The sequence below is a fragment of the Massilia sp. LMS1-1-1.1 genome, assembly GCF_040815535.1.
GTDB lineage: Bacteria > Pseudomonadota > Gammaproteobacteria > Burkholderiales > Burkholderiaceae_D > Janthinobacterium > Janthinobacterium aestuarii.
Genome location: NZ_JBFPNG010000001.1, coordinates 1,189,297 through 1,199,745, shown reverse-complemented (window position 1 = coordinate 1,199,745; position 10,449 = coordinate 1,189,297). Strand labels below are relative to the sequence as shown.

The 10,449-nt window shown below is 64.6% G+C and carries 13 protein-coding genes; 9 read left to right on the top strand and 4 right to left on the bottom strand.

The window, feature by feature from the left end; translation table 11 throughout:
- The first annotated feature begins 3 nt into the window (after positions 1 to 3).
- Genes MRBLMS1_RS05525 through MRBLMS1_RS05495 form a run of 7 tightly spaced genes read left to right on the top strand, consistent with a single transcriptional unit; the run spans position 4 to position 4,453 of the window.
- Positions 4 to 327 (top strand): DUF2818 family protein, encoded by a 324-nt coding sequence (locus MRBLMS1_RS05525; protein WP_034749970.1) that lies wholly within the window; start codon positions 4 to 6, stop codon positions 325 to 327.
- A gap of 57 nt (positions 328 to 384) precedes the next feature.
- Entirely contained in the window at positions 385 to 957 is a 573-nt protein-coding gene (locus MRBLMS1_RS05520; RefSeq protein WP_485878269.1) for an NUDIX domain-containing protein, read from the top strand.
- Positions 958 to 965: 8 nt separating this feature from the next.
- Positions 966 to 1,661, top strand: coding sequence for a hypothetical protein (locus MRBLMS1_RS05515; RefSeq protein WP_072454056.1), 696 nt, complete (start codon positions 966 to 968; stop codon positions 1,659 to 1,661).
- A 12-nt stretch (positions 1,662 to 1,673) separates the two neighbouring features.
- Positions 1,674 to 2,375, top strand: a complete 702-nt coding sequence (gene ispD / locus MRBLMS1_RS05510) for a 2-C-methyl-D-erythritol 4-phosphate cytidylyltransferase (RefSeq protein ID WP_128142485.1) — start codon at positions 1,674 to 1,676, stop codon at positions 2,373 to 2,375.
- A 17-nt stretch (positions 2,376 to 2,392) separates the two neighbouring features.
- Entirely contained in the window at positions 2,393 to 2,893 is a 501-nt protein-coding gene (ispF, locus tag MRBLMS1_RS05505; protein WP_485878267.1) for a 2-C-methyl-D-erythritol 2,4-cyclodiphosphate synthase, read from the top strand.
- 36 nt (positions 2,894 to 2,929) lie between these two features.
- Positions 2,930 to 4,093 carry a PQQ-dependent sugar dehydrogenase gene (locus MRBLMS1_RS05500; protein ID WP_485878265.1) on the top strand — a complete coding sequence of 388 codons (1,164 nt, stop codon included), beginning with the start codon at positions 2,930 to 2,932 and terminating at the stop codon, positions 4,091 to 4,093.
- Positions 4,094 to 4,150: 57 nt separating this feature from the next.
- On the top strand, positions 4,151 to 4,453 hold the full coding sequence (locus tag MRBLMS1_RS05495; protein ID WP_219327391.1) for a hypothetical protein: 303 nt from the start codon (positions 4,151 to 4,153) through the stop codon (positions 4,451 to 4,453).
- 4 nt (positions 4,454 to 4,457) lie between these two features.
- Here MRBLMS1_RS05495 and MRBLMS1_RS05490 read toward each other — a convergent pair whose 3' ends face one another.
- Positions 4,458 to 5,672, bottom strand: a complete 1,215-nt coding sequence (locus MRBLMS1_RS05490) for an MFS transporter (RefSeq protein ID WP_485878264.1) — start codon at positions 5,670 to 5,672, stop codon at positions 4,458 to 4,460.
- Positions 5,673 to 5,762: 90 nt separating this feature from the next.
- Here MRBLMS1_RS05490 and MRBLMS1_RS05485 point away from each other — a divergent pair, with 90 nt between their 5' ends.
- Complete coding sequence (locus tag MRBLMS1_RS05485; protein WP_485878263.1) at positions 5,763 to 6,383, top strand: TetR/AcrR family transcriptional regulator; 621 nt, start codon at positions 5,763 to 5,765, stop codon at positions 6,381 to 6,383.
- Here the strand turns inward: MRBLMS1_RS05485 and MRBLMS1_RS05480 are convergent, their stop codons facing one another.
- A complete protein-coding gene (locus MRBLMS1_RS05480; protein ID WP_128142493.1) occupies positions 6,384 to 6,722 on the bottom strand; it encodes an MmcQ/YjbR family DNA-binding protein in 339 nt (112 codons plus the stop codon).
- Positions 6,723 to 7,235: 513 nt separating this feature from the next.
- On the opposite strand from MRBLMS1_RS05480, the gene MRBLMS1_RS05475 reads away from it, so the two are divergent.
- On the top strand, positions 7,236 to 7,892 hold the full coding sequence (locus MRBLMS1_RS05475) for a CCXG family PEP-CTERM protein (RefSeq protein ID WP_128142494.1): 657 nt from the start codon (positions 7,236 to 7,238) through the stop codon (positions 7,890 to 7,892).
- 73 nt (positions 7,893 to 7,965) lie between these two features.
- Here the strand turns inward: MRBLMS1_RS05475 and MRBLMS1_RS05470 are convergent, their stop codons facing one another.
- Positions 7,966 to 8,946 (bottom strand): FHA domain-containing protein, encoded by a 981-nt coding sequence (locus MRBLMS1_RS05470; protein WP_485878262.1) that lies wholly within the window; start codon positions 8,944 to 8,946, stop codon positions 7,966 to 7,968.
- On the bottom strand, positions 8,943 to 10,358 hold the full coding sequence (locus tag MRBLMS1_RS05465; RefSeq protein WP_485878260.1) for a S1 family peptidase: 1,416 nt from the start codon (positions 10,356 to 10,358) through the stop codon (positions 8,943 to 8,945). The genes MRBLMS1_RS05470 and MRBLMS1_RS05465 overlap by 4 nt, the downstream gene beginning before the upstream one ends.
- Between the last annotated feature and the right edge of the window lie 91 nt (positions 10,359 to 10,449).

Sequence of the window (10,449 nt, the reverse complement as noted above, 5' to 3'; positions counted from 1 at the left end):
CCGATGGATGTCACCGTCTCGAGCTGGCTGGTGATCGCCCTGGGCATCCTGGGCGCCAACCTGCCTTTCTTGAACGAGAAACTGTTTGCCGCCGTGCCCCTGAAAAAGGCGGCGCAGGCGGAGCAGGGCTGGCGCAAGCCGCTGGCGCTGCGCCTGCTGGAGATGGTGATTCTGTACTTCATCGTCGGCGCCGTGGCGTTCGCGCTCGAAGCACGCATCGGCAACGGTTTCCCGCAGACGTGGGAGTTCTATGCCATCACCGGCTGTCTGTTCCTGGTGCTGGCTTTCCCGGGCTTTGTCGGGCGTTACCTGCGCAAACGCCGTTAGCAACAACGACCGAAAGCGGCGCCTCTGGCGCCGTTTTTTATTGAATAAAGGAATTCCATGGATATCCAAGCCACTGATACGCAATTGATTGAAACCAAGGTCGATGGCGAGCTCGTCTACCAAGGCGGCTTCCTGCGCGTGCAGCGCGACCGTGTCGCCCTGCCGGACGGCAAGATCACGGCGCGCGAATTCGTCCTGCATCCGGGCGCCGTCGTGATCCTGCCGCTGCTCGACGATGGCACGGTGCTGATGGAACGCCAGTACCGCTATCCGCTGGACCGGGTCTTCATTGAATTCCCGGCCGGTAAGATCGACGCGGGCGAACCGCACCTGGCGTGCGCCCAGCGCGAGTTGCTGGAAGAAACAGGCTACACGGCCAGCGACTGGCAGTTCGTCTCCACCATCCATAACGCCATCGCGTATTCCGATGAACATCTGGAACTGTTTTTGGCGCGCGGACTCGTGGCCGGCGAACGCCAGCTCGATGAAGGCGAATTCCTCGAGACATTTACGGCCACGGTGCCGCAGCTGCTCGACTGGGTCAAGGATGGCACGATCACCGACGTGAAAACCGTCATCGGCATCTTCTGGCTCGACAAGATCACCAGCGGCGTGTGGCAACCGGCCTGATACAGCGCATGCGCACGGCAATCTTCCTGCTGCTGGCGGCCGCCAGCCTGGACACGCTGGCGGCCGCGCGCACGCCGTTCCAGGTGCGCTGCGAAGACACGATCAGCAAGACGGTGTCCGTGCTGACGGCGCAGCAGAATGGCTACAGCATCGATACGCATCTGCCGTACAAGGCCCTGACGGTGATGAAGGGCATGGCGCGCGCCAATACCTGGGTGCTGGGATTGACCAAGACGGATTCGCGCGTGGCCATCGCCCTGGCCGGCCCCATGCTGCAAGACCCGGCCAGCGGCTATGAATGCGTGGCGCCGCAGATTACCGTGACCCTCACATATGCGCCCGTCGTGATCTATATCGGCCGCGAATTTGCGCCCGGCACTTGCGCGTATGATGAGATACTCGCGCACGAGCTGCGGCACATGAAAACCTATATGGAACACTTGCCGCGCGTGGAAAAGACCGTGCGAGCGGCGCTGGCCAAACGCTTCGAGGCGCGGCCCCTGTATGCGCCCAGCGGCACGGCCAAGGCGGCGCTGGCGCGCGAGATCGACACGGGCTGGTTGCCGTACATCAAGGCCGAAATGCGCAAGGTGGAAACCTTGCAGGCGGCCATCGATTCTCCACAAGAATATGCACGCTTGGGCAAGGCGTGCAAGGGCGAAATCCAGAACATCCTGGCGGGCAAGGCAGCGCCCGCCAAATAGACAAGGAATGGCATGACAGCAGCACCGAATACCGTCCGTTACTTTGCGCTGATCCCCGCCGCCGGCGTGGGCGCGCGCATGGAAGCGGGCAGTCCCAAGCAATATTTAGCCATCGCCGGCAAACCCATGCTGCGCCATGCGCTCGACGCCTTTCTCGCCAGCCCCCTGATTGCGCACACCTATGTTGTCGTCAGCGCCGACGATGGCGTGATCGACACGGTCGTGCCGGAACACGGCGTGACTGTGTTGCGCTGCGGCGGCGCCACGCGCATGGAAAGCATCCTCAATGGCTTGCACGCCATGCATGGCAGCATCGCTGCCCACGACCAGGTGCTGGTGCACGACGCTGCGCGTCCCGGCCTGACGCCGGCACTGATCGAAAAGCTCATCACCGAAGTCGGTGAGCATCCGGCCGGGGGCCTGCTGGCCTTGCCCGTGGTCGATACCGTCAAGCGGGCGGGGCAGGGCAGCCTGTCGGCGCAGACGGTGCCGCGCGACCATCTATGGCTGGCGCAGACGCCGCAAATGTTCAGCTATGCCTTGCTGCACAAGGCATTATCCGAAGCGCCCGACCCGCAAGCGATCACGGACGACGCCAGCGCCGTCGAAGCGCTGGGCCTGGCGCCCAGGCTCGTCGAAGGCCACCCGTGCAACCTGAAGGTAACCTTGCCGCGCGACATACACACGGCCGAGCTATATTTGGCCCATCCTTGAGTTCCAGAGAGACCCGCATGCACACAACGACACCCGACCTCCCATTTCGCATCGGCCAGGGCTATGATTGCCACGCGCTGGTGGAAAACCGCGACCTGATCATCGGCGGCGTGAACATCCCCCATCACCTGGGCTTGCTCGGCCATTCCGACGCCGACGTGCTGCTGCACGCGATCACGGACGCCATCTTCGGCGCCGCCGCCCTGGGCGACATCGGCCGCCATTTCCCCGACACGGACGCGCAATTCAAGGGCGCCGATTCGCGCACCCTGCTGCGCGAAGCCGTGCGCCGCGTGCAAGCCACCGGTTATATCATCGGCAATATCGACGCCACCATCATCGCCCAGCGCCCGAAGATGGCGCCGCACATCGCCGCCATGTGCGCCAACGTGGCAGAAGACCTGGGCGTCGCTGTCGGCCAGGTCAACATCAAGGCCAAGACGAATGAAAAACTGGGCTATCTGGGGCGGGAAGAAGGCATCGCGGCCGAAGCCGTGGCCTTGCTGCTGCGGGCCTGATACGCCACCGATTATCGACTACTGACAGGAGAGAGCATGTTCCAGCGACGCCGTACCAGCATCTTGCTTGCATTGACACTGGCCGCCGCACCATCGGCCTGGGCCGAACTGCAAGCCACGGGCGAGCCGCCCGCCGCCAAACAGGGCTGGAAGGCCGAGACCGTTGCGCAGGGCGTGCGCCAGCCGTGGGGCATCGCCTGGCTGGGCGAGGGGCGCGCGCTCGTCACCAGCAAGCTGGGCACCTTACACCTGCTGAATGGCAAGACGTTCAGCGACGTGGCGCTGGAAGGCATGCCCAAGGTGTTTACGGGCGGGCAGGGCGGCCTGCTCGACATCGTCGTTCATCCGCAGGATGCGGCCAAGCCGAATCCGCGTGTGTACATGACGGTGTCGACGGGCACCAACGACGCCAACCGCACGACCCTCGTGCGCGGCGTGTTCGACGGCAAGAAGGTGACGGGCATCCAGACCCTGTTCAAGGTGGCCACGGACAAGAGCGGCGGCCAGCATTTCGGTTCGCGCCTGCTGTGGCTGCCGGATGGCACTTTGCTGATGAGCGTGGCCGATGGTGGCAATCCGCCGCTGCGCATCGGTGACCGCCTGGCGCGCGAGCAGGCGCAAAACCTGGCCACGCACCAGGGCTCCATCCTGCGCCTGACGGAAGACGGAAAACCGGCGCCTGGCAATCCGCTGGCGGCCAAGGGGGCCTTGCCGGAAATCTGGTCGTATGGCCACCGCAACGTGCAGGGCCTGGCGCTCGATCCTGTTTCCGGCCGCGTGTGGGCCACGGAACACGGGCCGTATGGCGGCGATGAACTGAACCTGGTGACGGCGGGCGGCAATTACGGCTGGCCATTGCAAAGCTATGGCGCCGACTACAAGACGCATGAGCCCGTTGGCAAGCACGAAGTGCCGGGCATGCTCAATCCGAGCGTGGCCTGGGTGCCGTCGCCGGCGCCGTCGGGACTGGCCGTCTACACGGGCGACAAGATCGCCGCCTGGCGCGGCAGCATCTTCAGCGGCGGCCTGGCGGCCAAGGATATCCGCCGTATCGCCGTCGATGCCAGCGGCAAGGTGACGGGGCAGGACCGCCTGGACATCGGCGCGCGCGTGCGCGACGTGCGCCAGGGGCCGGACGGCTATCTGTATGCGTTGACGGATGAAGACAATGGTCGCTTGCTGCGCATCGTGCCGCGGTAACACGCAAGGCGCCCACTTCGCTTAAGATGGCGCCTTTACTTCATTCAAGGTGGCGGCATGGCCCGTGATACTTATGCATACCGGCACGTTGCCGTCGAATCGCGCGCCATCAACGGCCACGTGGAAATCCGCCCGGTGCCGGGCCAGGCTTTCTCTCCCGAGCTGGCCGTGCAGTGCTCGCGCCGCCTGGCCGACCTGCAGCGCTATCCGCTGGGCAGCCGTTTTTTACTGTTTGCCAAGCTGACGGACCGCCTGGGCGGCACGCCTTTCCTGTATGCATATCACGGCGACGCGGACGTCGTGATGACGCCGGCCGAAGTGACGAAGTTCCTCGGCGAATTTCGCCGCGGCCGCATCTGATTTTTTACGACGCGATGCAGGCCGCGCCCGCCTTGGCGCTGGCCTGCGGTTTGCCGAAGATGGCGATCGTCAAGGCGCAGCCGAGGGCGAACAGGCCACCGAGCACCATCGCGCTCGATACGCCCAGCCGGTCGACGGCCATGCCGCCCAGCAATGCACCGGACGCCAGCGACACTTGCACGATGGCGACAAACAGCGCGCTGCTGCCTTCCATCAAGTGTGGCGCCGCCTTGAACATCCACGTTTGCACGGCGATCGGCATGGCGCCGAAACCGAAGCCCCACACGGCCACGAGCAGCATGGCTGTCACCGAATGGCTGCCGAACGCGGCCAGGGCCAGGGTGGATAAGCCGAGCACGGCGCCCGTCACCATCAGCGCGGCCCGTTCGTAGCGGCCGGCGGCCCAGCCGCCCACGAGGTTGCCGATGAAACCGGAAGCGCCGTACACGAGCAGCATGGCGCTGACGGTGCCGGCCGCCAGATGCGACACTTGCGTGAGGAAGGGCGCGATATACGTGTAGGCGGCAAACTGGCCCGTGAAGATCAGGGCCGTGGCGATCAGACCCAGTCTGGCTTTGCGGATGCCGAAAATCATCGGCAACTGGCGCAAGCGGATGGCTTGTGTCGGCGGCAGCCTGGGCAGCAGCAAGAGCTGGCCGATGAAGACCAGCACGGCAATGGCGCTGGCCGCACCGAAAGCGACTCGCCATCCCACCAGTTCGCCCACCAGCGCGCCGGCCGGCACGCCCGCCACCGTGCCCAGCGAGACGCCGGCGAAGATGATGGACATGGCGCGCGATGCATGCTGCGGCGACACGAGGCGCGGGCCGATGGCGCTGCCGATGGCCCAGAAGCCGCCCACGCCCACGCCCAGCATGGCGCGCCCCAGCAGTATCCACGCATACGAGGGCGCCAGCGCCACCAGCAGGTTCGAGGCGACCAGCAGGGCCGTGAGGGCCAGCAGCACGATGCGGCGGTCCAGGCGGCCCGAGCCGACGGTGACGAAGATGGCGGCAAAGGCGGCAACGATGCCGGGCGTGGTGATCATCAGCCCCGCCTGGCCCTTGCTGATGGCCAGTTCGGCGGCCATGGCCGGCAGCAGGCCGACGGGCAGGAATTCGGAGGTGACGAGGGCGAAAGCGCCGATGCCGACCGACAGGACGGCCAGCCACGGCGCCACGGTGGTATCGTCGCCAGTAGTGTTGGAAGGTGTGTGCATAGAGGTTCCTGAAAAGCCCGGAGGTTTTTAACCGGTCGGTATATAATATCTGGAAACGAACATCGTCGTCATAATTTTTTACCGATCGGTATGAAACAAGAGAAAACAGCTGAGACAGGCAAGGCGAAAACGGGACGGCCACGCACGTTTGACGCGGACGAGGCGCTCGATTGCGCCATGAAAGTGTTCTGGGAAAAGGGCTATGAAGGCAGTTCCCTGCCGGAATTGACGAAGGCCATGGGCATGAACCGGCCCAGCCTGTATGCCGTCTTCGGCAACAAGGAGCAGCTGTTCCACAAGGCGCTCGAACGCTACAGCGACACACGCATGCGGTTTTTCGATGCGGCACTGGAACAGCCGACGGCGCGCCAGGTGGTGGAAGCGTTGCTGACGCAGTATGTCGACGCGCAAACCATGCCGGACGGCCCGCACGGCTGCATGGGCGTCAATGCGGCACTGGCCTGCAGCGACGATGCCTTGCCGATCCGCGATGAATTGTTCGCGCGCCGGCTGCGCGGTGAAATCAAGCTGCGCGACCGCTTGCGGCGCGCGAAGGAAGAGGGGGATTTGCCGCCCGATTCCTGCCCGGAGCAGCAGGCGCGCTTTGTCGTGACCCTGTCGCAGGGCATGGCCATCCAGGCGGCGGCCGGCGTCTCGCGCGAGCAATTGCAGCAGATGGTGGGCTTGTTGCTGCGTAATTGGCCGATGTAACTATCCTGTTGGGGCGATGGTCTTGGCCAGGTCGCTGGGCGCCTTGCGCCGCCAGGCGGCCGTCAGGGCGGCGGCCAGCATGTCGAGCTCGGCGTCCGCCAGGCGCACCGTGATGCCGGCCAGACGTTCGCCCCACCACAGTTTCTCGCAGCCCGATGGCGTGATGACGGTGGCGATATGCGCTGCTTCCGCATCGAGCAGCACGTTGATGTGCTCGTCGTCGGGCAGGGTGGCGAAGATCTTCCCGCCCACGCGGAACGATGGACGGTCGTGGTGTTCTTCCTCGGTAGTGTCGGGAAACGACAGTGCCAGATAGCGTAGTTCTTCCAGGTCGACCATTCCTCTTTCCCCCTCATCGGACAGATAGCAGCGTGACTACATTTTGCCATGCTGTTTCGCCCCGTGGTACAGCGGCATGCGAAAAGAAATGCGCAAGATGCGACACTGACGGACTGGTCTGTGGTGCCGCCGCGACACGCCGTGCGCCGCGCACGGCCGTTACGACAGAGTGGAGCATGGCGCTTTTCTGCCGCTGGACATACACTTGCCAGAAAAATATCTTTCATGATCAAAAGAAAAATACTTTTCTTACAGGGAATTTAAGCTAGAATAGCTTCATCGTCTTACCTGACCCGTCACCGTCTGGCCTTGTCCCGGGAACCCGAACCTTTTCCAGGACGCTTGCAGTGCCGCCATGGCACGCCGCAAGTCCGCGCTGTTTCGCGGAAGCCACGTCCCCGACCGCTCATTCACGCAATCCCTAGCGCTACGCCGACACGCCTCAATGCAGCGTGTATTCAGCTCCAGCGCCCCTTGCTGCGCCCACTGAATACTTACTTACTGGATACCATCATGAAAAACTTGCCTAAAATCGCCCTGTCCCTGATCGCTGTCGGTGTGTTTGCCCACGCGAACGCCAGCACCATCACCTTGTCCACCGGCTACTCGGGCGCCAGCGCGCAAAGCTCCGCCGCCGACTACCAGTCCGTCGTGAATGCCGCCGTGGCCACGCCAGGCGCCGGCTATGGTTCGACGACGATCGCCAGCTACAACAACGTCAGCAACAGTGGCCTGTTCGGCAGCGGCTCGAACATCGCTTTCAAATCCGTGATCAACTTTGGCGTCAGCGCGGCCGATGCGGGCGCCTGGAGCTTCCGCAGCGGCGTCGATTTCGGCAAGGGCGGCGCCCTGTTCCTCGACGGCGTGGCGCTGGACTTCAAGAGCAATGACATGTGGTGGGCAGGCAACTACAACAATGGCAGCCAGTTCCTCAGCGGCTCGAGCTCCCTGTCGGCCGGCAACCACACCTTGAGCATCTACGGCCTGGAAGGCTGCTGCGATGGTGGCCAGCAAGTGCAGTTCAAGGCGGGCAACAACAATTTCGCCAGCTTCGGCGCCAATGACGGCTTGATCTCGGCCGTTCCTGAGCCAAGCACCTACGCCATGCTGCTGATCGGCCTGGGCTTGCTGGGCTTTACGGCGCGCCGCAAGCAGGAAGCTAAGTTCTAAGCAGAATTTCCAAGCAATAATAAAAAGCCCGCCGGTCTGTCAGGACACGGCGGGCTTTTTGCATGTCGGCCTCTTAATCGCCGCTGTCTTCGTCTTCGTCGGCGCCCTTGGCCGCCTTGCCCCGTTCGGCATCGACGGCGCGCTGCAGGCTGGCCGCGTCGCGGAAGAAGGCGTCCGTCGTGTGATCCGGGCTCAGGCGCAAGGCCGGCGGGTAGATCACGGACATGTAGGTCTCGTCGGCCAGGCGGCCGCTGGCCTGCAGGTTGCTCAGCAGGATCAGGGCCGAGCCAATGATCGCCAGCACGACGGCGACCAGGCCGGCGCGGCGCGGGTGCTGCGGCTTGATCGTGCACAAATGGTAGTAGATCATGGCGCACACGATGACGATGAATATATGCCGTCCATAGCGCGTCAGCGCTTCCAGCGAGAACGCATACGCCGCCACGTTGCTGGCCAGTTCCCACGCTTCCATGGCCAGCAGGCCGCAGCCGATGATGAACAGGTGGCGGCCGAAGCGCGCCACATGGCCGAACAATCGGTTTGCCACTGCCCAGACCGACGCCCACACGAGGCCGCCGGCCAGCGCGTAGGCGACGATCATCAGGTAGGAAATCGGCTCGAAGGCGTCCGCATCGCTGAGCCAGTTGCTGAAGGCGGCCGAGGCGCCGATCATGGCCAGGCCGGCGACGGCGGGGCGCAAGCCTTCCCAGTCGTGCCGGGTCGTGTCGCCCAACTCGGGCGCCACCGGGTGATCGCTGGCGCGCACGCGCAGGCGCGTGTGGCCCAGGCGCACGATGCTGTTGCCGCTCATGGCCACTTGCGATTGCCGCTGTCCCCGGTGGATCACGCCATTCTGGCTGCCCAGGTCGCGCAGCAGCAGGCCGTTTGCGCCGTCGTCTTCGACAATGGCGTGCTCGGCCGCCGTATGCGGGTCGTCGAGGATGAAGTCGTTGCCGTAGCCGCGCCCGATGCGGATCGGCAGGGACTCGATCCGCTGGCGCCGCTGCACTTCGCCATTCTCGGCGAGGATTTCAAGGTAATACGGCGGCTTCATGGCTTGCGGCTGCTGTTGGTGGAGGGCGCGCGCGACAGCGCTTCGAGGAAGGTGCGCGTGACGCGCATGCCGTTGGCGTAGGACACGCCGCGCGCGTCGATGCGGCTTTGCAGGCTCATCAGTGGCTCATCGGTGCTGGCGGCCAGCAGGGCAAAGTCGTACAGGCCGGTAAACTTGCGGTAGGCGCGCACGCACAGGATGGCGCGCAGGGGCAGCGTCTTGTTCTTGACGAACTGCTCGGTGCATTGCGGACCCGTCAGATTCACGCTCTTGTAGCTGCCGAAACTTTCATTCTTGAACGAGGCGCTGGCCAGCTCGGAAAAGCGCAGCGCGCCCAGTTCGCTGCTGCGCAAGAATTCGTGGCGCATCGACACTTGCCCCGTCTGCAGGGCGCCGGAAATGAAGATGGCCGATTCCATGGCGCAGCTGGTGTTGTCGAGCATGTAGGGCTTGTCGGACTTGACGTTGGAGCGGCCCCAGCAGCGCATCTGGTCGGACTCGCGCACGGGCACGCGGTACGGGCCCATGGCTTTCAGGCTCAAGGGCGTGTCGAGCAGGCGCGCCAGCATGACTTCCTGGTGCGCCAGCAGCTGCGCCGTCACCAGCGGCTTGAAGTCTTTCGGCGGCTTGCCTTGCTGCGCCACCTTGGCCAGCAATTGCTGGGCATAGCGGGCCGGCACGAGAAAACTGACGAGTTCGCCATCGAGGCGTTTCGACACGTTCACGCCGGCCACGTCGCCATTCGCGGTGACGCTGGGGCCGCCGCTCATGCCGGAATTGATCGGCCCCGTAAACATCAGCTGATCGTAGAAGCTGCGCGTGACGACGCCGTTGTACGAACCTTCCGAAATGGCGAAGCCCAGGTCCAGCGGATTGCCCATCGAATACAGGTACTGGCCCTGGGTCAGCGGTGCCAGCGGCTCCGGCATCTTGAAGAAGCCCGTGCCGTGGCGGTTCACGCGCAGCACGGCCAGGTCGTGCAGCACATCGACGGCCAGCAATTCCACATTGCCCCGCTGGCCGCTCGTGTCGACCCATTCGCCCACATAGGTATCGGGGTCGAGCGCGAACTGGGACACCACGTGATAGTTGCTCACCACCAGGTCGCCCGTGCCGATCAAGAATCCCGAGCCGACCGACGACTGCGTGCGGCCGTTTTTCAGCAGCACGCGCACTTGCAGGATGTCGGCGCGCGCGGCCGTGTACAGCTTTTGCGCGGCGGACGAGGGCGGCGGCAGGGCCGCATGTTCGGTGGAGGAGGGTGCGGCGGTGGCCGGCGGCGGCTTGACGGGGGGAGTCGAAGCGGCGGGGGCAGTGGCTGGCGCAGCGGCTGGCGCAGGCGCCGGGGCCGCTTGTGCGCCTGCTGCAGCGCACAGGCTGGCCAGCAGGAAGGCGTAGTCAGATAATTTCATGCATCCTTTGTGCGTGAGCAGGAGCGCGGCGGGCGAGGGCCGGCGCATGCGCCAGCCCGGCAAGCCAGCCCGGCAAGCCAGAGCGGCAAGC

Coding starts and splice junctions, on each gene's coding strand:
- MRBLMS1_RS05525 (WP_034749970.1), top strand. CDS start 4: ATGGATGTCACCGTCTCGAGCTGGCTGGTGATCGCCCTGGGCATCCTG.
- MRBLMS1_RS05520 (WP_485878269.1), top strand. CDS start 385: ATGGATATCCAAGCCACTGATACGCAATTGATTGAAACCAAGGTCGAT.
- MRBLMS1_RS05515 (WP_072454056.1), top strand. CDS start 966: ATGCGCACGGCAATCTTCCTGCTGCTGGCGGCCGCCAGCCTGGACACG.
- ispD (WP_128142485.1), top strand. CDS start 1,674: ATGACAGCAGCACCGAATACCGTCCGTTACTTTGCGCTGATCCCCGCC.
- ispF (WP_485878267.1), top strand. CDS start 2,393: ATGCACACAACGACACCCGACCTCCCATTTCGCATCGGCCAGGGCTAT.
- MRBLMS1_RS05500 (WP_485878265.1), top strand. CDS start 2,930: ATGTTCCAGCGACGCCGTACCAGCATCTTGCTTGCATTGACACTGGCC.
- MRBLMS1_RS05495 (WP_219327391.1), top strand. CDS start 4,151: ATGGCCCGTGATACTTATGCATACCGGCACGTTGCCGTCGAATCGCGC.
- MRBLMS1_RS05490 (WP_485878264.1), bottom strand. CDS start 5,672: ATGCACACACCTTCCAACACTACTGGCGACGATACCACCGTGGCGCCG.
- MRBLMS1_RS05485 (WP_485878263.1), top strand. CDS start 5,763: ATGAAACAAGAGAAAACAGCTGAGACAGGCAAGGCGAAAACGGGACGG.
- MRBLMS1_RS05480 (WP_128142493.1), bottom strand. CDS start 6,722: ATGGTCGACCTGGAAGAACTACGCTATCTGGCACTGTCGTTTCCCGAC.
- MRBLMS1_RS05475 (WP_128142494.1), top strand. CDS start 7,236: ATGAAAAACTTGCCTAAAATCGCCCTGTCCCTGATCGCTGTCGGTGTG.
- MRBLMS1_RS05470 (WP_485878262.1), bottom strand. CDS start 8,946: ATGAAGCCGCCGTATTACCTTGAAATCCTCGCCGAGAATGGCGAAGTG.
- MRBLMS1_RS05465 (WP_485878260.1), bottom strand. CDS start 10,358: ATGAAATTATCTGACTACGCCTTCCTGCTGGCCAGCCTGTGCGCTGCA.